At 56.8% G+C, this 22,373-nt stretch carries 17 protein-coding genes; 11 read left to right on the forward strand and 6 right to left on the reverse strand.

The genetic code is table 11. The features are described 5' to 3' along the window. Nucleotides 1–36 precede the first annotated feature (36 nt). Nucleotides 37–2,859, reverse strand: a complete 2,823-nt coding sequence (gene uvrA / locus Q0Y21_RS06905; RefSeq protein ID WP_297792991.1) for an excinuclease ABC subunit UvrA — start codon at nt 2,857–2,859, stop codon at nt 37–39. 179 nt (nt 2,860–3,038) lie between these two features. Between uvrA and Q0Y21_RS06910 the strand changes: the two genes are divergently transcribed. Continuing rightward, on the forward strand, nt 3,039–4,409 hold the full coding sequence (locus Q0Y21_RS06910) for an MFS transporter (protein WP_297792994.1): 1,371 nt from the start codon (nt 3,039–3,041) through the stop codon (nt 4,407–4,409). A gap of 58 nt (nt 4,410–4,467) precedes the next feature. Further along, nucleotides 4,468–4,995 (forward strand): single-stranded DNA-binding protein, encoded by a 528-nt coding sequence (gene ssb / locus Q0Y21_RS06915; protein WP_297792997.1) that lies wholly within the window; start codon nt 4,468–4,470, stop codon nt 4,993–4,995. Between the two features lie 65 nt (nt 4,996–5,060). On the opposite strand, the gene ntrC is transcribed toward ssb, so the two are convergent. From ntrC to glnA, 4 genes are all read right to left on the reverse strand, one after another. Then, nucleotides 5,061–6,488, reverse strand: coding sequence for a nitrogen regulation protein NR(I) (ntrC, locus tag Q0Y21_RS06920; protein WP_297792999.1), 1,428 nt, complete (start codon nt 6,486–6,488; stop codon nt 5,061–5,063). Beyond that, nucleotides 6,485–7,579 carry a nitrogen regulation protein NR(II) gene (gene glnL, locus Q0Y21_RS06925; RefSeq protein ID WP_297793101.1) on the reverse strand — a complete coding sequence of 365 codons (1,095 nt, stop codon included), beginning with the start codon at nt 7,577–7,579 and terminating at the stop codon, nt 6,485–6,487. Before glnL ends, ntrC begins: the two co-directional genes overlap by 4 nt. Before the next feature lie 264 nt (nt 7,580–7,843). Then, nucleotides 7,844–8,368 (reverse strand): DUF4124 domain-containing protein, encoded by a 525-nt coding sequence (locus Q0Y21_RS06930; protein WP_297793002.1) that lies wholly within the window; start codon nt 8,366–8,368, stop codon nt 7,844–7,846. 185 nt (nt 8,369–8,553) lie between these two features. Then, a complete protein-coding gene (gene glnA, locus Q0Y21_RS06935) occupies nt 8,554–9,957 on the reverse strand; it encodes a glutamate--ammonia ligase (RefSeq protein ID WP_297793006.1) in 1,404 nt (467 codons plus the stop codon). A gap of 5 nt (nt 9,958–9,962) precedes the next feature. Between glnA and Q0Y21_RS06940 the strand changes: the two genes are divergently transcribed. The 6 genes from Q0Y21_RS06940 (at nt 9,963) to Q0Y21_RS06965 (ending at nt 16,384) form a co-directional block, all read left to right on the forward strand. Continuing rightward, entirely contained in the window at nt 9,963–10,292 is a 330-nt protein-coding gene (locus tag Q0Y21_RS06940) for a hypothetical protein (RefSeq protein WP_297793009.1), read from the forward strand. Nucleotides 10,293–10,514: 222 nt separating this feature from the next. Then, a complete protein-coding gene (typA, locus tag Q0Y21_RS06945) occupies nt 10,515–12,326 on the forward strand; it encodes a translational GTPase TypA (RefSeq protein ID WP_297793012.1) in 1,812 nt (603 codons plus the stop codon). Nucleotides 12,327–12,427: 101 nt separating this feature from the next. Then, nucleotides 12,428–13,390 carry a prolyl aminopeptidase gene (gene pip / locus Q0Y21_RS06950; RefSeq protein ID WP_297793015.1) on the forward strand — a complete coding sequence of 321 codons (963 nt, stop codon included), beginning with the start codon at nt 12,428–12,430 and terminating at the stop codon, nt 13,388–13,390. A 79-nt stretch (nt 13,391–13,469) separates the two neighbouring features. After that, nucleotides 13,470–13,925, forward strand: coding sequence for a D-aminoacyl-tRNA deacylase (gene dtd, locus Q0Y21_RS06955; protein ID WP_297793017.1), 456 nt, complete (start codon nt 13,470–13,472; stop codon nt 13,923–13,925). A gap of 508 nt (nt 13,926–14,433) precedes the next feature. Then, on the forward strand, nt 14,434–15,429 hold the full coding sequence (locus tag Q0Y21_RS06960; RefSeq protein ID WP_297793020.1) for a porin: 996 nt from the start codon (nt 14,434–14,436) through the stop codon (nt 15,427–15,429). Nucleotides 15,430–15,523: 94 nt separating this feature from the next. Then, a complete protein-coding gene (locus Q0Y21_RS06965) occupies nt 15,524–16,384 on the forward strand; it encodes a CYTH domain-containing protein (protein WP_297793023.1) in 861 nt (286 codons plus the stop codon). On the opposite strand, the gene Q0Y21_RS06970 is transcribed toward Q0Y21_RS06965, so the two are convergent. Continuing rightward, the gene (locus Q0Y21_RS06970) at nt 16,381–17,535 is read right to left on the reverse strand and encodes a potassium channel family protein (RefSeq protein WP_297793025.1); all 1,155 of its coding nucleotides are present in this window, start codon (nt 17,533–17,535) and stop codon (nt 16,381–16,383) included. The genes Q0Y21_RS06965 and Q0Y21_RS06970 overlap by 4 nt on opposite strands. Before the next feature lie 342 nt (nt 17,536–17,877). Here Q0Y21_RS06970 and glnE point away from each other — a divergent pair, with 342 nt between their 5' ends. The 3 genes from glnE (at nt 17,878) to Q0Y21_RS06985 (ending at nt 22,278) form a co-directional block, all read left to right on the forward strand. Continuing rightward, nucleotides 17,878–20,778, forward strand: a complete 2,901-nt coding sequence (glnE, locus tag Q0Y21_RS06975) for a bifunctional [glutamate--ammonia ligase]-adenylyl-L-tyrosine phosphorylase/[glutamate--ammonia-ligase] adenylyltransferase (RefSeq protein ID WP_297793028.1) — start codon at nt 17,878–17,880, stop codon at nt 20,776–20,778. Nucleotides 20,779–20,857: 79 nt separating this feature from the next. Beyond that, complete coding sequence (locus tag Q0Y21_RS06980) at nt 20,858–21,784, forward strand: branched-chain amino acid transaminase (protein ID WP_297793031.1); 927 nt, start codon at nt 20,858–20,860, stop codon at nt 21,782–21,784. An 86-nt stretch (nt 21,785–21,870) separates the two neighbouring features. Beyond that, nucleotides 21,871–22,278: a DUF6165 family protein gene (locus Q0Y21_RS06985; RefSeq protein ID WP_297793033.1), complete on the forward strand. Its 408-nt coding sequence runs from the start codon at nt 21,871–21,873 to the stop codon at nt 22,276–22,278. Nucleotides 22,279–22,373 lie beyond the last annotated feature (95 nt).

Below are 22,373 nucleotides of genomic sequence, written 5' to 3' on the forward strand. Positions count from 1 at the left end.
GCGGTAGGGGCCTGGGCTACACAGGTATAGCCTCCTTTATTTCTCCAGCATAGGTTTCAGATAGTGTCCGGTGTGGGACCTGGCGTTCTTGGCGACCTGTTCGGGAGTACCTTCAGCGATGATCTGGCCGCCACCGGAGCCACCTTCCGGTCCAAGATCGACAATCCAGTCGGCGGTCTTGATAACGTCCAGGTTGTGTTCGATCACGATAATGGTATTGCCGTGGTCACGTAGGCGCTGGAGTACATTCAGTAACTGCTGGATGTCGTAGAAATGGAGGCCTGTGGTGGGCTCATCGAGGATGTAGAGTGTCTTGCCGGTATCACGCTTGGACAGTTCTTTCGCCAGTTTTACCCGCTGGGCTTCGCCTCCCGACAGCGTGACGGCGCTCTGACCCAGACGGATGTAGGATAGGCCGACATCGATCAGGGTCTGCAGCTTACGGGCAATGAAGGGAACGGGATCAAAGAATTCCCGGCCTTCCTCGACGGTCATTTCCAGCACTTCGTGGATATTCTTGCCCTTGTAGCGGACTTCCAGGGTTTCCCGGTTGTAGCGTTTGCCCTTGCAGGCGTCGCAGGGCACGTACACGTCAGGGAGGAAGTGCATTTCGACCTTGATTACCCCGTCGCCCTGGCAGGCCTCGCAGCGACCGCCCTTGACGTTAAAGCTGAAGCGGCCGGGCTTATAGCCGCGGGAGCGAGCTTCCTGGGTGCCGGCAAAGAGTTCGCGGATCGGCGTGAACAGTCCGGTGTAGGTGGCCGGGTTGGATCGTGGTGTGCGACCGATGGGGCTTTGGTCGATATCTATCACTTTGTCCAGATGATCCAGGCCCTTGAGTTTCTCATAGGGTGCGTGGGTCAGGCTGGTCGCTTTGTTCAGCTTGGCGGCGGCGACCGGGTAAAGTGTCCCGTTGATCAGGGTGGACTTCCCGGAACCGGACACGCCGGTTATGCACGTCATGATGCCTAATGGAATATTAAGCGTAACATTCTGCAGGTTGTTCCCGCTGGCGCCAGAGAGGGTAAGCTGCTTGCCGCTTCCGGTGTTTCTGGTTGCGGGGATGGCAATCTCACGGGTGCCGTTCAGGTACTGCCCGGTGAGGGAATCTTTATTGGCAATGATGTCCTCTGGGGTTCCCTGGGCAATGATTTCGCCGCCGTGAACGCCAGCACCGGGTCCAATGTCGATCACGTGGTCGGCTGCACGAATGGCGTCTTCGTCATGCTCCACCACAATCACGGTATTGCCGAGATCCCGGAGGTGGGTGAGGGTGGCCAGCAGGCGATCGTTGTCGCGCTGGTGGAGGCCGATAGACGGCTCGTCGAGGATGTACATCACCCCGACCAGACCGGCGCCAATCTGGCTGGCCAGGCGAATACGCTGGGCTTCCCCGCCGGACAGGGTGTCGGCACTACGCTCCAGTGTGAGGTATTCCAGGCCGACGTTCACCAGGAACTGCAGGCGCTGACGGACCTCCTTGAGGATCTTTTCGGCAATCTCACCCTTGCGACCGGGTAGAGACAGGGTTTCGAAATAGTCATGGGCGTCGCCCACCGGCAGGTGAGTTACGTCGGAAATGTTGTGGTTTTCGACGAACACATGGCGTGCGCCGCGGCGCAGGCGGGAGCCATGGCAGTCCTTGCAGGGCTGAGTGCTCAGGTTGCGGGCGAGCTCCTCCCGCATGCTCTGGGATTCGGTTTCCCGGTAGCGGCGTTCCAGGTTGGGCAGGATCCCTTCAAAAGGATGGGCCTTTGCCATGATGTGGCCACGAGAATTCACGTAGCGGAAGGGGATATCCTCGCTACCCGAGCCGTAAAGAAGGGTCTGGCGGAAGTCCTCGGGTAAATCCTCCCATGGCGTTTCCATATCCACGCCATAATGTTCGGCGACACTGGTCAGCATCTGGAAGTAATAGACGGCCCGGCGATCCCAGCCCTTGATGGCGCCTGCTGCCAGTTTGGCTTCCGGGTGCTGGACGATTTTCTCGGGGTCGAAAAATTGCTTAACGCCCAGTCCGTCGCAGGTCGGGCAGGCGCCGGCCGGGTTGTTGAAGGAGAACAGCCGGGGCTCCAGTTCGCTCAGGGAATAGCCACACTGGGTGCAGGCATAGCGGGCAGAGTACGTATGCTCCTCGCCTTCACCGGTCATGGGGGCGACCAGTGCAATGCCATCGGCCAGAGCCAGCGCGGTCTCGAAGCTTTCCGCCAGACGTTGTTCCAGGCCGGGCTTGACCTTGAAGCGGTCGACGACCACATCGATCTGGTGTTTGCGTTTTTTGTCCAGCGTTGGCAGGTCATCGATGTCATACACCGTGCCGTCGATGCGCAGCCGGATGAAACCCTGACTGCGCATGGTCTCGAACACCTGGAGGTGTTCGCCCTTACGATCCCGGATGACCGGAGCAAGGATCATCAGCTTGCTGTCCTCGGGCATCGCCAGTACCTGGTCCACCATCTGGCTGACGGTCTGGGCCTCCAATGGCTGGCCGTGGTCGGGGCAGCGGGGCTCGCCCGCACGGGCGAACAGCAATCGCAGATAATCGTAAATCTCGGTGATGGTGCCCACGGTGGAGCGGGGATTGTGAGAGGTGGATTTCTGCTCAATGGAAATCGCCGGCGACAGACCTTCAATATGGTCCACATCCGGTTTTTCCATCATCGACAGAAACTGGCGTGCGTAGGTGGAGAGGGACTCCACATAGCGGCGCTGCCCTTCTGCGTATAGGGTGTCGAAGGCAAGGGATGACTTGCCGGAGCCGGACAGGCCGGTAATCACGATCAGCTTGTCCCGCGGCATATCCAGGTCGATGTTCTTCAGGTTGTGGGTCCGCGCCCCTTTGATCTGGATATGATCCATAACACCTCGCTCGAAGAAAAAACGGGATTATACCGTGTTATACCCCGCCCGGCGAAAGCCGTGATGGTAAGTGACTATGCGGTTTGTCCCTGTGCCGTGACGAACCGTGTTCTGGTACAATGCGCGGTTTCCGGAACGGCGGCTGTCCGCCAGAAACCGAATTAATGAAAGGCTCTCCCATGAATGCACTTGAAAGGCGATCAGTAGCGGCGTTGGCATCGGTTTATGCCATGCGGATGCTGGGCCTGTTCATGGTGATGCCGGTGTTTGTCCTGTTAGGCGACGACCTGCAGGGCTCGACTCCGGCGTTGATTGGTCTGGCCATAGGCGCCTACGGTCTGAGCCAGGCGTTGTTGCAGATTCCGTTCGGTCTCCTATCGGACCGCGTGGGCCGCAAGCGCATGATCTATATCGGACTGATCCTCTTTGCCGCAGGCAGTCTCGTGGCCGCATCAACTGACTCCATATACGTTGTTATTGGCGGACGGATCCTTCAGGGGGCGGGGGCTATTGCCAGTGTACTGATGGCTTTGCTCAGTGACCTGACGCGGGAAGAGGAGCGGACCAAGGCGATGGCAACGGTGGGGATTTCCATCGGGTTGTCGTTTTCTGTCTCCCTGGTGCTTGGCCCCCTTATCGGATCCGCCTTTGGCCTGTCAGGTCTGTTTTACCTCACGGCAGTGCTGGCGCTGGTGGCGATGCTGGTTGTTTGGCGTCTGGTGCCCACCCCGCATCAGCACAAAATCAGTGCGGATACCCGGCCCGCGAAGGCTATGCTCTCCAGAGTAATGTCAGATCGCCGCCTGCTTCGTCTGGACTTCGGTATTTTTGCCCTTCATCTGGCGCTGACCGCCATCTTTCTGGTGTTTCCGACCCTGTTGCAGGATCATTTGGGCCTGCCATCATCGTCCCACTGGTGGTTCTATTTGACGGTCATGGTCACTTCGTTCTTTGCGATGGTGCCGTTTATCATCATCGGCGAGAAAAAGCGCAAGATGAAGCCGGTGCTGTGTGGCGCCATTGGGCTGTTAACTCTGGCAACGGCGGGGCTGGCGCAGGTAAGTGTCAGTCTGTTTGCCGCCTGGGCGGTGCTGTTTTTCTTCTTCATGGCGTTCAATCTGCTGGAGGCGTGCCTGCCTTCGCTGATCAGCAAAGAAGCGCCGGCGGCGAGCAAGGGGACGGCGATGGGAGTCTATTCGACCTCCCAGTTTCTCGGGGCATTTGTCGGTGGTGCCATCGGTGGCCTGTTGCTTGAGCAGGTTGGCGTTGGCGGGGTTTTGTGGCTGATGGCAGCCGTGCTGGTGTTGTGGTTGGTGGTCGCGCTGACCATGCCTGCCCCGGGTTACACGACCAGTTTCGTGGTACAGTTACGGCAAGTGGCGCACAGCCAGTTTGATACTATTGACGATGCCTTCCGGCAGCTTCCTGGTGTACAGGATGTGGTTATTCTCGAAGAAGCCGAGACGGCTTACCTGAAGGTGGATCGCCAACTATTTGATGAGGGGTTACTTGCGGACTTTCCATTTGTCCGGCAGGGTAGCAATTCTTGAAATCCGGAGGCCCGCACGGACGTTGGGTCATCCCTGAAAACTGAGTCAGGAGCAGATCATGGCACGAGGCGTAAACAAGGTTATTCTTATCGGCAATCTGGGGCAGGACCCGGAGACCCGTTATACCCCTAATGGCAATGCGGTGGTAAACCTGAACCTTGCCACGGATGAGAGTTACAAGGACAGGCAAACCGGTCAGATGGTGCCGAAAACCGAATGGCACCGCATTGTGATGTTCGGCAAGATTGCCGAGGTTGCCGGCCAGTACCTGCGCAAGGGCTCCAAGGTCTATATTGAGGGCAAGCTGCAAACCCGCAAATGGCAGGGGCAGGACGGTCAGGATCGTTACACCACCGAAGTGGTGGTGGATATTAATGGCCAGATGCAGATGCTCGACAGCCGCGGAGGTGAAGGCGGCATGAGTCAGGGCGCGCCCGCTGGTCGGCCCCAGCAGCAGTCCAATTACAACGCACCACCCGCCAATCAGGGTAACCAGCCGCAACAACAGTCCGGCGGTTATAGTCAGCCCTCCCAGGGCAGCATGCCTGAGCCCGTGGACGATTTTGACGACGATATCCCGTTCTGAGGCAGGCTCTATAAAATGGTCGCACCGGGACCAGAGCTCACCTCTGGTCCCGGTTGACTCATTGTCTAGTCTTCATCACCCTCCGGGTGATCCATCCCCAGTTCGTTGATCTTCCGGGTCAGCGTGTTCCTTCCCCATCCCAGCAGAATGGATGCATCCCGCCGACGACCACCGGTATGTTTGAGCGCGGCTTCGATCATGATTTTCTCGAACTCGGGTACTGCCGTATCCAGAATGCCTTTGCGGCCCCGTTTAAGTTCCTGCTCCGCCCAATTGCGTAGGCCCTCCTGCCAGGTCTGACCTGTGGTCGGGGTTTCTGCCTGATGGATCAGTTCGGGCGGCAAATCATCGATATGGATTTCACGGCCACTGGCCATAACGGTCAGCCAGCGGCAGGTGTTTTCCAACTGCCGGACGTTGCCAGGCCAGGGGAGGGTAGTGAGGTATTCCTCGGCCTCGGATCTGAGAATCTTGGGTTCCACGGCAAGTTCTTTTGCCGCCCGCTTCAGGAAGTGCTGCATCAATTTCGGAATATCTTCCCGGCGCTCGGCCAGCTTGGGCAGATGCACCCGGATGACGTTCAGGCGGTGAAACAGATCCTCACGGAAGGAGCCCCCCTGGACCAGCTTCTCGAGATCCTGGTGTGTTGCTGCGATGATACGCACATCAACCTTGATCGGCGTAGTGCCGCCGACCCGGTAAAATTCGCCGTCTGCCAGTACCCGCAAAAGCCGGGTCTGGGTATCAGCTGGCATATCCCCGATCTCATCCAGGAACAGGGTGCCACCGTTGGCCTGTTCAAAGCGCCCCTGCCGTGCTGCGCCGGCGCCGGTAAACGCACCTTTTTCGTGCCCGAACAGTTCGGATTCAATCAGGTCCTTGGGAATGGCCGCCATATTGAGGGCGATAAACGGATGGTTGGCTCTCGGGCTGTGATTGTGCAGGGCCTGGGCGACCAGCTCTTTACCGGTACCGCTTTCGCCATTGATCAGCACTGTGATGTTGGAGTGGGACAGGCGGCCTATGGCTCTGAATACTTCCTGCATCGCTGGCGCTTCGCCGATAATCTCGGTGTTGCGTTGAGTGCTTTCTGCCTGGGGTTCCGAGGTGGCCCGGCGTTCATGGCTGTGAGCGACCGCGCGCTTCACCAGGGCGACAGCGTCGTCGACATCGAAGGGTTTGGGCAGGTACTCAAAGGCGCCGGTCTGGTAACTGGTGACGGCGCTTTCCAGATCGGAGTGAGCCGTCATGATGATGACAGGAAGATCCGGATGCGCATCGACAATCTGTGACAACAGCGTGATGCCATCGAGGCCAGGCATTCGAATGTCGCTGATAATAGCGTCGGGCTGTTCGTGTTCCAGCCGCATCATGATGCTTTCACCGTTCTCGAAGACCCGGGGCTGCATACCGGCCTGGTTGAGGGCGCGCTCCAGCACCCAGCGAATACTGCGATCGTCGTCTATGATCCAGACGTTTGCCGGTTGGCTCATTGATTGTCCTCCAGAGGCAGGAAGATGATGAAATCGGTTTTTCCGGGCTCGCTTTCGCACTCAACCAGCCCATGATGTTGTCCAATGATGCTCTGGGTGATGGACAGGCCCAGACCGGTGCCACTGGCACGGCCACTGATCATCGGATAAAAAATATTCTGTAGCAGGTCCGGGGGGATACCGGGGCCGTTATCAATCACGTCGACGCGACATACCAGGCGGTGGCGTTTATGGCCGATGGTGAACTGGCGAAGCGCCCGTGTACGGAAGGTGATGGTAGGAGGTTCTCCGTCGGGGTGCTGGCTCTGGTTCTCGAACGCCGCTTCCATCGCGTTGCGGGTAATGTTCAGGAAAGCCTGAATCAGTTGCTCCTTATCGCCTTCAAATTCTGGCAGGCTGGGGTCGTAATCGCGCCGAAATGTCAGCCGGCCGCGACTCTCGGCTTCCAGCAGGGTTTTGACCCGCTCCAGTACTTCGTGGATGTTGGTTGGGGCGAGTTTCAGGGCCTTGTTCGGGCCCAGCATCCGGTCAACGAGAGAGCGCAGGCGATCGGCTTCGTCGATGATCACCTGGGTATATTCCCGCTGCCCCTCATCACTGAGTTCCCGGTCCAGCAGCTGCGCTGCCCCGCGGATGCCACCCAGTGGGTTCTTGATCTCGTGAGCCATTCCGCGAACCAGAATGCGGGTGGTTTCCTGCTGGGAGATGATGTCTTCCTCCCGGCTGATGCGCAGCAAACGGTCCCGGGGCTGGATTTCGATCAGTAGTTCAACGGGGCTCTGGCTGATCGGCGACACCGAATAATCGACTGTGAGCCGTGAGCCGCTGGTGAGCGTGAACTCTGCTTCGCGGCGGGTGTACGAGTGCCCGTTCTCGGCCGCCGCGTGCAGTGTTGTCAGTGCGTCCTCGGAATCTGCCAGAATGTCCCGGACAGGCAGGCCCTGGCTTCGCGTAATGCTGGTCTCAAACAGACTCTCCGCCGCCGGATTCAGATACTCGATACGCAGCCCGTTTCCCAGTACCAGGATGGCCGTGGTCAGGCTGTCCAGTATGTTCTTGTAGCCGTTGGTTTTAATTTCTGAGGCTGCCATTGAGAGTGCCATGCTGGTGTCTCGGTTGATGGGCATAAACAGGTACCCTTAGGTTCTGCAAAAAGTGAACCAGTTTACGGGAACGGCTCATGTTGTGTGCCCGGTTAGCGGGCACAGCGCTGTTAAGGCAGTGTTGGCGCTATGGCGTAGTGCATTTGAAAGAGAAAGTGGCGGACGATGCGACCAAAACGCCCCGTTGCTGGTCAGAGTATGGCGTTTTTGTGGTGCGAGTGCACCAAAATAGAGCGCTTTGGTTTGGGGGGGTTAGTTGTTGACGGAGGGGCGGTGAATGGTAAAGCGGATGGAGTCACCGGTTTTTACCTGGACGCCTTTTTCATCAATGATATGCACGCTGGCATTGTGGGTGCCACGGAATACGTTGCGCACGGTGAGCGTATTCGATGTGGTTTGGCCCACAGGCTGACCGTCCAGGGTGACCTCATAACGGTGCCCTTTTTTCAGGCCGGGGGCGCTGGTGACGCGGAACGCGACATCGCCACTGCCACTGTGAAAGGCTTGATCGTTCTCAGGGGCCAGGATTCGGACGTTGTCGTAAACCGATCCCTCTTCTTTAACTTCCTTGCGAAGTTTTTCGGGCTCTCGGACGTCTGCCGGCTTGGGCAGGGTGATTGTTGTCACCGGCTTGACCTTGACCTCTTCAGCGCCATCCGAAGGTTCATCGGAAAAGGTGACATTGCCTTGAGCATCGACATTTCTGTAGACCTCTGCAGTGGCAGGGGCGGCGGTGAAAACGAGGATGCCAGCGAATAATCCAAGCCGTAAATTCATTCCGGTAGCCTATAGTGATTGTCTTATTTGATTATCAATGGCGGGATGGCTGTTTTCAATGGTGTTGAGGGTTCAAAGAGTTACATATCGTTAAGGGCAACAGGGACTGTGGCGGGGGTCACAAAAAAGCCCCGCCGGAGCGGGGCTTTTTCACGCTGTGATCCGAGGATCAGTGGCGTCTGCGATTAGCAGGAGTAGTACAGCTCAAACTCAACCGGGTGAGTGGTCATGTTCAGACGCTCAACTTCACCACGCTTCAGGTCGATGTAGCCTGCAATCATGTCCTCGGTGAACACGCCGCCGCGAGTCAGGAACTCGTGGTCACCTTCCAGGGCGTCCAGGGCTTCCGCGAGGGTTTCGGCAACCTTCGGAATGTTGAGGGCTTCTTCCTTCGGCAGGTCATACAGATCCTTGTCCATGGCATCGCCTGGGTGGATCTTGTTCTGGATGCCGTCGAGGCCAGCCATCATCAGGGCCGCGAACGCCAGGTACGGGTTGGCGGATGCGTCGGGGAAACGTACCTCAATACGACGTGCCTTCGGGCTGTTTACGTACGGAATACGGATGGATGCGGAACGGTTGCGGGCGGAGTAAGCCAGCATAACCGGAGCTTCGAAACCCGGAACCAGACGCTTGTAGCTGTTGGTAGAGGCGTTGGTGAAGGCGTTGATCGCCTTGGCGTGCTTGATGATGCCGCCAATGTAATACAGAGCGGATTCGCTCAGGCCGGCATAGCTGTCACCGGCGAAGACGTTCTTGCCGTCTTTGCTCAGGGACATGTGGACGTGCATGCCGGAGCCGTTATCACCCACGACCGGCTTGGGCATGAAGGTGGCAGTCTTACCGTAAGCGTGGGCCACATTGTGGACGCAGTACTTGAGGATCTGTACTTCGTTGGCCTTGTTGACCAGAGTGTTGGCGCCAACGCCGATTTCGCACTGGCCAGCGGTGCCCACTTCGTGGTGGTGAACTTCAATTTCCAGGCCCATGGATTCCATGGCCGCACACATGGCGCCACGCAGGTCGTGCAGGCTGTCTACCGGCGGAACCGGGAAGTAGCCGCCTTTCACGCCCGGACGGTGACCGATGTTGTTGCGATCGAAGTCTTCGCCGGATACCCAGGCGGCTTCTTCGGAGTGAATAGAGTAGTTGGCACCTTTCATGTCGACTTCCCACTTCACGGAATCGAACACGAAGAACTCCGGCTCAGGGCCGAACAGGGCGCTATCGGCGATGCCGGTGGACTTCAGGTACTCTTCGGCACGGCTGGCAACGGAGCGCGGATCCCGCTCATAACCCTGCATGGTAGAAGGCTCTACAATGTTGCAGGTAATGTTGACGGTGGTCTCTTCGGTGAACGGATCCAGAACGGAAGTTGAGTCATCCGGCATCAGGATCATGTCGGATTCGTTGATGCCCTTCCAGCCGGCAATTGATGAGCCATCGAACATCTTGCCATCGGTGAAAAAGTCGTCGTCTACTTCGGTGGCAGGCAGTGTCACGTGCTGCTCTTTACCGCGGCTGTCCGTGAAACGCAGGTCAACCCATTTGACTTCGTGTTCTTTGATCAAATCAACTGTCTTGGACATTGTGCATGCTCCATGGTGTTTCCCGCCGGGCGGGTGATTTCATGTTCGTTGTGCCGGATCGTTCAGCGTTGCTGACTTCCGATCTATTTTTGAGGCTGGGGCAGCTTATCAAAAGCTGCGGCTTCTTACCTGCAAAATCGGCTGACAGGACTAAAGCAATTGCCTTGCCAATTTGTTTGACGTGCGCCAGAAAAGCGCAACCACAAGGGCGCCGGGCTCTTTTGGCGCGTACACCGGGTGGTGCATTGATATTCCGCACCGCTTTGGTGCGTCAAAATGGTGCAGCTGACGGGTTTACGCACAGCAATGGTGCAATTGGCCAGTATAGAGAATAGGCGTTTTTCTTCATATAAACGACACGGACTTTTCGATATACTGCGCGCCACCTCATTTTTACTCTGCTGCTTTTGGGATGGATAACTCCAAACGTTCCGCAGGGCACCGGGCCAGCCGGTTCTGGTGAATGAATTCATTTTACGGATTTGAGACGGCATGTCAGGGGCTACCCTGCAAAAGACCCTCTCAGGTCATTGAGTGCATGCCGCAGGATTATTTTTGTGATTGAAAAACTTCGTAATATCGCCATCATCGCCCACGTTGACCACGGTAAAACCACCCTGGTAGACCAGTTGCTACGTCAGTCCGGTACGCTGGAGCGCAAAGAGCTCGAGAACGAGCGCGTTATGGATTCCAACGACCAGGAAAAAGAGCGTGGCATTACCATTCTGGCCAAGAACACGGCGCTGAAATGGAACGACTACGACATCAACATCGTTGACACCCCGGGCCACGCCGACTTTGGTGGCGAAGTGGAGCGGGTGATGAGCATGGTCGATTGTGTGCTGCTGGTGGTTGATTCCATCGATGGTCCGATGCCGCAAACCCGCTTTGTGACCCAGAAGGCTTTTGATGCGGGGCTGCATCCGATCGTGGTAGTGAACAAGATTGACCGTCCTGGCGCCCGTCCGGACTGGGTCGTGGATCAGGTATTTGACCTGTTTGACAACCTCGGCGCCACCGATGAACAGCTGGACTTCCCCATCGTATATGCCAGTGCCCTCAACGGCATCGCCGGGATGGATCACGAAAATCTTGACGACAACATGGACGCCGTATTCCAGGCGATTGTTGATCATGTGCCGGCGCCATCCGTCGATCTCGATGGACCGTTCCAGATGCAGATTTCCCAGTTGGACTACAGCAGCTTTCTGGGTGTTATCGGCATCGGCCGCATTATGCGCGGCAAGATCACGACCAATTCGCCGGTGGCCGCTATTGGCGCCAATGGTAAGAAGCGCCAGGGTCGTATTCTGAAGATCATGGGGCACTCCGGGCTGCAGCGTGTTGAAGTTGACGAAGCGCAAGCGGGCGATATCGTATGTGTCAGCGGTCTGGATGAGCTGTTCATTTCAGATACGCTCTGTGATCCCTCCAATGTTGAAGCGCTGCCGCCATTGACGGTGGATGAGCCGACCGTGTCCATGACCTTCCAGGTCAACGACTCGCCGTTCTGTGGCAAAGAGGGCAAGTTCGTTACCAGCCGGAATATCAAGGAGCGTCTTGAGAAAGAACTGCTTCACAACGTTGCGCTGCGTGTCGAAGAGGGTGATTCCGCGGACAAGTTCAAGGTATCCGGTCGTGGCGAGCTGCACCTGTCGGTGCTGATCGAAAATATGCGCCGCGAAAACTTCGAGCTGGCGGTCGGTCGTCCAGAGGTTGTTATTCGTGAGATTGATGGCGAAAAGCAGGAACCCTACGAGAACGTCATCATCGACATCGAGGAGCAGCACCAGGGCGCCCTGATGGATCAGATGGGCCTGCGTAAAGGTGACCTGACCAACATGGTTCCGGACGGCAAGGGGCGTATGCGTCTCGAGTACACGATTCCGGCGCGGGGCCTGATCGGCTTCCGCAACTCGTTCCTGACCCTTACATCGGGGTCTGGCATTCTGACGTCTACGTTCAGCCATTACGGCCCGATCAAGGGTGGCGACGTGACCAGTCGCCAGAACGGTGTGATTGTGTCGATGGCGACCGGGACGGCGCTGACCTACTCTCTGGAAACGTTGCAGAGTCGTGGCAAGCTGTTCCTGGATCCCGGTCAGGAAATCTATGAAGGCCAGCTGTGCGGGATTCATAGCCGTGATAACGACCTGGTGGTCAACCCGACCAAAGGCAAGAAGCTCGACAATATGCGTGCTTCCGGCAAAGACGAGGTTATTGGTCTGGTGCCGCCGATCAAGTTCACGCTTGAGCAGGCACTGGAGTTCATCGATGATGATGAGCTGGTGGAAGTGACGCCCAAGTCGATCCGTCTGCGTAAGAAGCTGCTCACTGAAAACGAGCGTAAGCGCGCCCACAAGAAATAATCGCCAGTACGCAAAACAAAGGGGCGGGTCCTTGGGGAGCCGCCCCTTTTTTGTTCACTTCAGCTAAACTCCGGTTACACCCTTATTACCGGAGCGCCTTCATGCTCACTCTCTATCCTGAAATCAAGCCGAATGCACAGCACCGTATCGCCGTTGACCCACCGCACGAGCTGTATGTGGAGGAGAGCGGAAACCCGGAGGGCATGCCGGTACTGGTCGTTCATGGTGGGCCGGGTGGTGGGTGTGAGGATTTTCATCGCCGTTTTTTTGATGCCGAGCGATACCGCATTATCCTGATGGATCAGCGTGGCGCGGGGCGCTCAACGCCGCTTGCAGAGCTGGAAGGTAACAGCACGGATAAGCTGGTGGAGGACATGGAAACCGTCCGTGCGTTTCTGGGTATTGACCAATGGCTGCTGTTTGGTGGGAGCTGGGGGTCGACTCTCAGTCTTGTTTACGCCCAGACATACCCGGAGCGGGTGCTTGGACTGGTCCTCCGGGGCATTTTCCTCTGTCGTCCCAGGGATATTCACTGGTTCTACCAGGAGGGCGCAAGCAGGGTCTTTCCGGATTACTGGCAGGACTTTCTGGGGCCGATTCCCGAGAGTGAGCGGGGGAATTTGGTGAAGGCGTATTACCAAAGACTTACAAGCTGTAACGAATTGGAACAGATTCAAGCTGCCAAGGCCTGGTCCGTCTGGGAGGGGCGATGTGCCACTCTCCACCCCAATCCCAGAGTGGTGGAGCACTTCGGTCATCCCCATGTCGCGATTGCATTGGCGAGGATCGAGTGCCACTACTTCATGAATAATGCGTTTCTCGAAGTGGACGAGATCGTTCGTAATGCATCCAGGCTTGCTGACATTCCGGGCGTTATTGTCCATGGACGCTATGACATGGTGTGTCCGCTGGATAACGCCATGGCACTGGCTGCAGCCTGGCCGCAGGCCGACCTGCGAATTATCCGGGATGCTGGCCACTCTGCATCGGAACCTGCCATTGTGGACGCATTGATGCGTGGCGTGGATGAGGTGGCCGCAAAAGCGACCGGCACCTCAGAATGACTTGGCCGGGGGGTTGCGGTCCCCCGATGCCATGGATACACTCTTGCAAATTCTTAACGGTCCTTCCACAGGGAGTTTGATGAAAGGGCTTATTCAGCGCGTCTCAAGTGCCAGTGTCACTGTTGATAATCAACGAGTTGCTGAAATCCAGAGAGGCCTGTTGCTTCTCTTGGGAGTAGAGCGTGGTGACGGGGCCCGGGAAGTTCAGGGCCTGGCAAAAAAGGTGCTGAACTATCGCATTTTCCCCGATGATCAGGGACGGATGAATCGAAGCCTGCAGGATGTGGGCGGTTCTCTTCTTGTGGTTCCCCAATTCACTTTGGCTGCGGATACCGGTTCCGGTACCCGCCCGGGGTTTTCATCGGCCGCTGCGCCTGAAGTGGCGGAACAACTATTCCTTGATTTCTTCAATGCGGCGCAGGCCATGCTGGCACACGGTTGTGTTGAGCGAGGTCAGTTCGGGGCAGATATGAAAGTGTCATTGGTCAATGATGGTCCGGTGACCTTCATGCTACAAGTGGGGGGCAGTTCCTGAAAAGCGGGATCGCGCCCCATAATCGCGCGTGACTGTAATGTGCGACCCTAATTGGTGCGGAGTAAAGGTGATTTAAGCCGGGGCGTACCGGAACAGGCTATCCTGGATTTTCCCAAGTCACTGAATATAAAATTTATTTGCCATTCTGGCCCTTAAATTGATTTGTTTGTTGGGGGTGAGGGCGGAAGTCCGGTCCGGCCAGCGGATCGCACCGGACGATATTAAAAGAGCTATTACGCGCACCTTAAAAATTTGCAAAACAGGGTTTGTTGTATTAAAAAAGAGCTCATTATGCAGTGCTTTAACTTATATCTGTAAGTTGTTGAGCTGCAAAGGTCTGAGCTGGCTCGGATCATTGAGAATACAAAAATGTTATCACCGTGTCATTAAAGTGACATGGTGGCGACACAAAATAAGGCTTAATCCAGCCTGACTGGTAGAAGTCTAAAGAACGGGAAATGAACCCGTCGCTAAAACCTGAGTTAACTCACTTAAAGGAAGACGCAACATGAAAAAAACGCTCATCGCATCTGCTGTTGCAGCCGCAACTTTCTCCGGCTCCGCGCTGGCCATGGAATCTGCATCCGAGCTGGCTGCACGCATGGACTCCATGCCGAGTGTGTACGGTAACATCCAGCTGGCCGGTGTTCACAGCGACGTCGAAGACGGCAGCTCCGGTACCAGTTTCGCCGACAACGGCTCCACCATCGGTGTCAAGCACAGCCACGAAATCGCCCCGGGCATCTCTGGCTTCTTCAAAGCCGAGCTGGAATTCGACGCTGACGATAAGGCCGGTAATGGCGGCCTGAATGCTTTTGACGAAGCATACATCGGTGTTAAAGGCGACAGCTTCGGTACCGTTTGGGTGGGTTCTGACGACTCCACCTACGAGACTGCCATCGACGAAATTGCCAACTACTTTGAAGTAGCTAGCCAGAGCATTGGCGGCAGCTATGACACTGGCGAAGGCGACCTGGTCCAGTACAGCTCTCCGAGCTTCGGTGGCCTGCAGCTGCACGGTGCCGCTCAAATCAATGGTGATGACGACAAGGGTGAGAAGTCTTACCCGTACCAGCTGGCCGCTACTTATGCGGTTGATGCGTTTGAGCTGGCGGTTGCCATGGACTCCAACGACGGCGACTTTGCATACTCTGACGGCACCGTTGGCAGCAGCGTCAACAACGAAAACACCTACGGTGTTCGTGGTAGCTACGCCGCTGGCGATCTGCGCCTGACTGCCCAGTACCAGACCCGTAAGGATGTGGGTGATCTGTATGGCGTGTTTGCCGGTTACACCATGGGAGCCAATGTTTTCGCGGTTGCCTATGAGTTTGCTGATGAAGACAACACTGACGCGGAAACCTCTACTATCACCGCGCAGGCTCTCCATAACGTGTCTGACCACATGTATGTTTATGTTGAAGGCTACCTGAACAATGCAGACGATGGTGCCAGTGACGTTGACACCACTGATCTCGCTATCGGTGCTACCTACTACTTCTGATCAGCTGACCAGCTAATCAAGTAGTGACAAAAGCCGGCGACCTTCGGGTTGCCGGTTTTTTTATGTATGCTGGAAAAATCAATGGAGACGTGTCATGGCCGAAGAGCTGGAAATCAAGCTGACCTTGTCTGCTGAAAACCAGGCGACTGCTCTGAAATGGTTGCTGTCGCAGAGCGGCGCTACCGAGGGCAGACGAAAGACATTAATAAACCGCTATTTCGACACGCCGGAAGCTGACCTTAACCGGCAACGCATTGCCCTGCGGGTTCGGCAGATGGGGGATCACTTCATCCAGACCCTCAAAACTCAGGGAGAGTTTGTGGATGGCGCTCACAAACGGCAAGAGTGGGAATGGCCGTTGATGGGCAAGGAGCTGAATATTGGTCTGGTGGCAGACACCCCGGTGGGACAGGGCGTCAACCTTGCGGACCTGAAGCCGGTTTTTGAAACCAACTTTGAGCGTCAGATCGTGATGATCGAAGAAGGGGAAACCGTGATTGAAGTGGCCGTTGATGCGGGTTATATCGAAGCCGGAGGGCAAAGACGGCCTCTGCATGAGGTGGAGTTCGAGCTCAAATCCGGCGATGCCTCATATCTGCTCCAATGGGCCCGCGCTCTTGCTGATGAAGTCCCGGTGTTTTTGAACCTGGTGAGTAAGGCGGAGCAGGGCTATTTCCTGGCGGGTCTGCATAATCCTTCTATTCTGCCAGCTGACGGTGAGCAAGCTCTGTCAGTTTCAGGATTTCTTCACGGGCTGAGCGTGGCCTGGCTGAAGGGTGAGACATTACTAGCAGACGGAGACGATCTGGCGGAAGTCGGTCGCCTGGCGGGCAATCACGGTACACAGCCACAGTTCAATGACGTTCGCACCAGTCTGATGTCTGGAGAAAAGGTTGCGCGTCTGGCCGAGCGCGGTGCACTCGGGCAGTTGCAACTGAGCATTGCGGCTGGTTAAAGGGAGGTGGCTTCTGCCTGTTCCTTTTGGGCATCGTGCCACTTTTCAAGGAACATCCGATAACGGTCAAGGGCCTCCTCCACTACTTGGACGCTTGGGGTGTCATGTGACTTTACCAATACGATCAACCCCTTGCCTTCAATGATTTCATCCGTAGGCGGGTGGCAGCTCACTTCGTCGTCATTGTCGATGTAAGCCAGTGCCGTGCCTATGCCGTGGCGCACCAGAGCGCTGACAATATCGGCCCAGTTCAGGTTATCAAACTTCAGGTCGTACCGGTGAGGATGGTCGTTCTGGTAGTTGAACATGTCCTCCAGAACTTTCTCCGAACCGGGAGCCACAATCGCGCGAACCATGATTTCAGGGTAGGTCCGGACCGGCCGGATGATGGTCCTGACGCCCACCGCTTTAAACCTGTGTCGGTTTCGGTCACTCACACATTCCACCGTTGTTCGGCTGCCCAGGTTGGCCTCAGTCAGGCGGTGGGCAATATCAAACGTCAGGCTGTCGGACGCCGGATCAGCTTCATCGCCGGCCAGCACAACGATGTGTCGCGCACTTCCGGCATGGGCAGCTTTCAACGCATCCGGATCGCTGCCAGAACCATGAAAATGAACCAGGCCGACGTCCGCCAGTTCGGGGGGCAGTCCGCTCGGGAACTGGCGCGTCAGAATGAGGATGGGCACAGTTTCGTATTCGGGAATCGCGCGTATCTGTGAGGCGAAACGCACAAAATATTGCTCGCCGCCGTTTCGTGGAGTGTTGATGATTACGATGTGGTCTTTCATTTTGTATACCCAGCGTCCGGTTACGATGCGTTCCCGGCGGTAAAACCGGTACTCGATGAAATCACTGACGATCAGCGTCATGATGGTGATGGCGCTGATAAACATGACGATAACGGTGCTGACCCGCCCAATGACCGTTTCCGGGGACAGGTCTCCATAACCCACGGTAACCAGGGTGGTCATGGTCAGCCAGAAGGACTCGAACAGGGTGAGGTTTTCCACGGTCCAGATGACCATGACCTGAAACAGCAGAAGGCCGCCAAGAATAGCGAACAGCCGCTTGATGCGTGAACGGATGATGCCGGATATCGGAAGGTGCGCAAATTGATGTTCCGGGTTGAGCGGACGGCGGTTTCTGAGCATTAAGGGCCTGGGCGGTTCAGTCGGGTGACAGTTCGTTATACAGTAGAGGAGCCTCTTAACAACTCCTGAACCGCCTCTGGCTTTCAGAGCGATTCACAATCAAGGCGCGACTTTGCAGTAATGTCTGGACCTTGCAAAAAGTCGCAACGCGGAGTGTGGATTGCTCTGAAAGCCCCGAAGGGCGCGCTCTGAAGGCTGCATCTGCGGCGTTGCGACTCTTGCCAAGGACTACGGCCATTAGCGGCGAGTCGCGCCTTGCACCTGCAGCCCTCAGAACGCGCAGAGGCGGTTCAGGAGTTGTTCAGAGGCTCCTAATATAACAGAGATACAGGGGTTTGCATTATGTCCGAGCCATGGGGCGCGCTTCCGAAAGTGCTTGCTGATGATGTCGCTGCAGGTTGGTCGTCGGTGATTGGTGATGGCCATGCTCCGTGGATGACGGCGTCGGCAGGTCTTTCAGAAGGCGACGTAGCAAGCGCCATGGCACGTAGTGTGTTTCTGAAACAGACCCTGGAGCGGCACCCCGAGCAGGTAGAGGCGCTGGTTGTGTCCCGCTCACTCCGTGAGCCGACAACCCCGGAATATCTGAATCAGCGTTGGCAGGAGTACCTTGCAGAAGTCTCTGACGAACTTTCCTTGCACGCGGCGTTGCGCCGGTTCCGGCGGGAGAGCCAGTTCCGCATTATCTGGCGTGATCTGATGCGTTGGGCCGATCTCCACGAAACCATGGCCGCGACCAGCGGATTTGCCGAGACCTGTATACAGGGGGCTCTGGACTGGCTGTATGAAGACACCTGCGAACAGTCGGGTACACCCTGGGGTATGGATCCGGTGACAGGAGAGGAGGCTCCCCAATCCATGGTGGTGTTGGGTATGGGCAAACTGGGCGGCCGGGAGTTGAATGTTTCTTCCGATATCGACCTGATTTTCGCCTTTCCCGGGAAGGGGGAAACCCGGGGCGGCCCCCGTTCCATCGATAATCAGCAGTTTTTCATCCGCCTGGGGCAGAGACTGATCCAGGCTCTGGATCAGATAACGGCGGACGGCTTTGTCTTCCGCGTGGACATGCGTCTGCGACCCTATGGCCAGAGTGGTGCGTTGGCGCTGAGTTTTGCTGCCCTCGAGACGTATTATCAGGACCAGGGGCGTGACTGGGAGCGTTACGCCATGGTCAAGGCCCGGATTGTGGCGGGCGATCAGCGCGCTGGGCAGGTTCTCATGGAGAGCCTGCGGCCGTTTGTTTACCGCAAGTATGTGGATTTCAGTGCGTTCGAATCCTTGCGCAGTATGAAATCCATGATTGGTCGCGAGGTACGGCGCAAAGGGCTTGAGAATAATATCAAGCTGGGTAGTGGTGGTATTCGTGAAATCGAGTTCGTGGTGCAGGCGTTCCAGTTGATCCGGGGAGGACGTGATCGGGAGCTTCAACAGCGTGAGCTGCTGGTGATACTCCGGGAACTGGAAGAACTGGAATTGCTGCCCTCTCCTGTGGTGAAGGAGTTGCGCGAAGCTTATGTATTCCTGCGCAACCTGGAGCACGCCCTGCAGGGCGTTGAAGACAAGCAAACCCAGTTGTTGCCGGATGATGAACTGGCCCAGGCCCGCATTGCCCTGATTATGGGCTTTGAAAGCTGGGAGCACTGTTTGCATGAGCTTGAGTCCCATCGTGAGCGCGTTGCCCGGCATTTTGCAGACATCATTGCCACCGAGGACGAAGAGCAGGAGTCCGGCTCCCTCGAGGAAGGCTGGCATGAACTCTGGCTGGCTGAAATGGATGAGGAGGTTTCCAGGCAATGGTTGGGTCAGCATGGCTTTGAAGACCCCCCGGGTAGCCATGAACTGCTGTGCAATCTGCGCGACAGTCGTACTGTCCAGATTATGCAGACCCAGGGCCGGAAGCGCCTGAACCAGTTCATGCCCGTGCTGCTGGAAGCCTTGACCCAGGTTGATGCCCCTTCACAAACCCTGGAACGGGTGCTGCAACTGGTTGAAGCCATTCTGCGGCGTACGGCTTACATGGTTCTGCTGCTGGAAAACCCGGGCGCAAGAGCTCAGCTCGTCAAACTATGCAGCGAAAGCCCCTGGATTGCCCGACAGCTGGCGGAAACGCCGTTGCTGCTTGACGAACTGTTGAATGCCGAGAGCCTGTACCACCCGCCGGCCAAGGAGGAGCTGCAGGACGACCTGCGCCAGCAAATGCTGAGGATTCCCTTCGAGGATCTGGAAGAACAGATGGAATCCCTGCGGCATTTCAAGAAAGCGCATATTCTGAGGGTAGCGGCGTCGGAACTGAAAGGCACGCTGCCGCTGATGAAGGTGAGTGACTACCTGACCTGGATTGCTGAAGTGGTTCTGGATCATGTTGTTGACGTTGCTTTCGCCAACCTTGTCAGCCGTCACGGTTATCCCCGCCGGGCCGATGGCTCAGCCTGTGATACCGACTTCGCCATCATCGGCTATGGCAAGCTCGGCGGCATCGAGCTGGGCTATACCTCGGATCTGGATCTGGTGTTCGTGCACAATGCGGATCCTGAGCAGGCCACGGACGGGGATCGGCCCATCGATAACGCCGTTTTCTACACCCGGCTTGGCCAACGCATTGTGCATATTCTCAACACCCAGACTCCATCCGGTCAGTTATACGAAGTTGATATGCGCCTTCGTCCGTCTGGTAACTCCGGGCTTCTGGTCAGCACCGTGCCGGCCTTTGAAAAGTATCAGCGCAATGACGCCTGGACGTGGGAGCATCAGGCTCTGGCGAGGGCCCGCGGCGTAGCCGGGTGCCGACCCACGCTGGCGGATTTCGAAGCCCTGCGACATGACTTGCTGTGTCAGCGTCGGGATCGGGGCCGCTTGCGCGACGAAGTGGTGGACATGCGAGAAAAGATGCGCGCCAGCCTGGGAACGCCAGAGGCCAAGCAAAAAGAGGTCTTCCATATCAAGCATGACAACGGCGGCATCGTGGACATTGAGTTCCTGGTCCAGTATCTCATGCTGGCCTACAGCTCTGAACACCCGGAACTGACCCAGTGGTCTGATAACATCCGGCAACTGGAAGAGCTCGGCCGTGCCGGCGTTATCGATGTGGAGGATGCAGGGAAGCTTCGCGAGTCCTATATCACTCTGCGTTCGACGATTCATCGCAGGGCGTTGCAGAACATGAACAGTCAAGTTGAGGGCGATGCGTTTCCTGAGGAGCGGGCTTACATCAGAGGTATGTGGCAGAAGGTGATGGTAGATTAGTCGACGACACTTCGGTTCCGCGGAATTTTCCTGCTAGAATGCCGGTTTCCCGAAAAACGCTTGTTATGGAGCAGAAACAATGTCGATGGCTGATCGCGATGGCCTGATCTGGCTGGATGGTGAAATGGTTCCCTGGCGGGAAGCCAAAACCCACGTGCTGACCCACACCCTGCATTATGGTCTGGGTTGTTTTGAAGGTGTGCGTGCCTATAACACCGCCAGCGGCCCGGCGATCTTCCGCCTGAAGGAACACACCGACCGGCTGTTCCGTTCTGCCCATATCCTGAACATGACCATGCCGTTCACCAAGGAGCAGCTCAACGAGGCCCAGTGCGCAGCTGTTCGCGAGAATGGCCTGGATGAGGCCTACCTGCGCCCGATGGTGTTCCTGGGGTCCGAAGGCATGGGGCTGCGCGCGGATAATCTTCAGGTGCACGTTATGGTTGCCGCCTGGAGCTGGCCTTCCTACATGTCACCAGAGGCCAAGGAAATGGGCATCAAGGTGCGCACATCCTCCTATACTCGCCATCACGTCAATATCACCATGTGCAAGGCGAAGGCTAATGGCAACTACATCAACTCCATGCTGGCGCTGAATGAAGCCATCGCAAGCGGTTGCGAAGAAGCCTTGTTGCTGGATAACGAAGGCTATGTAGCGGAAGGCTCGGGCGAGAACATCTTTATCATGCGTGACGGCGTACTGCACACCCCGGAACTGACGTCCTGCCTGGAAGGTATTACCCGCGGAACCATCCTGGAGTTCGCGCGCGAGCTCAGCATTCCCGTGAAAGAGCGCCGCATCACCCGTGACGAGGTGTACATCGCTGATGAAGCCTTCTTCACTGGCACCGCCGCTGAAGTGTTGCCCATCCGCGAGCTGGACGGCCGTGTCATTGGGGCCGGCAAGCGTGGTCCGGTTACCGAGAAGCTGCAGGCGATGTATTTCGACGCGGTTAAGGGAAAGTCGCCCGAGCACAGTGGCTGGCTGACTCACGTAAAAAGCTGATCCCGGAACGTTCGCGAGCCGCCGTTGACTGCTTCAGTCCGGCGGCCCTGTTATCTCCAAATCAAATTGACCTGCAGGACGAGCCAATGGCAGACGTAATCAAGGTACCGGTATCCTTCGGTGAGGTGCTGGACAAAATCACCATTCTCGAAATCAAGTCCGAGCGCATCAAGGACGAGGCTAAAGTCAAAAACGTGCGCCTGGAACTGGATGAGCTGAGCGCTACCTGGGACGAAGCGGTGAAGGACAAGGCTGCGGAAATCGCCGATTTGCGCAAGCAACTAAAGGCGGTGAATGAAGAACTGTGGGTGATCGAAGACGACATCCGCGATCAGGAAGCTGCACAGGACTTCGGATCGAAGTTCATCGAGCTGGCCCGCGCGGTCTATGTCACCAACGACAAGCGCGCTGCTATCAAGAAAGAGGTCAACCTGGCGTTGGGCTCCCGCTTCGTGGAAGAAAAGTCCTACCAAGACTATACCGCCCGAAAATAAGCCTGTTCGCCCCAACTTCATGGGCGGCCCTCAGCCCTGGGCGATAATTCCCTCTCCCCTCGCGGGAGAGGGCCAGGGAGAGGGGGAGCATCAGA

Source organism: uncultured Marinobacter sp., from assembly GCF_947259545.1.
Lineage (GTDB): Bacteria > Pseudomonadota > Gammaproteobacteria > Pseudomonadales > Oleiphilaceae > Marinobacter.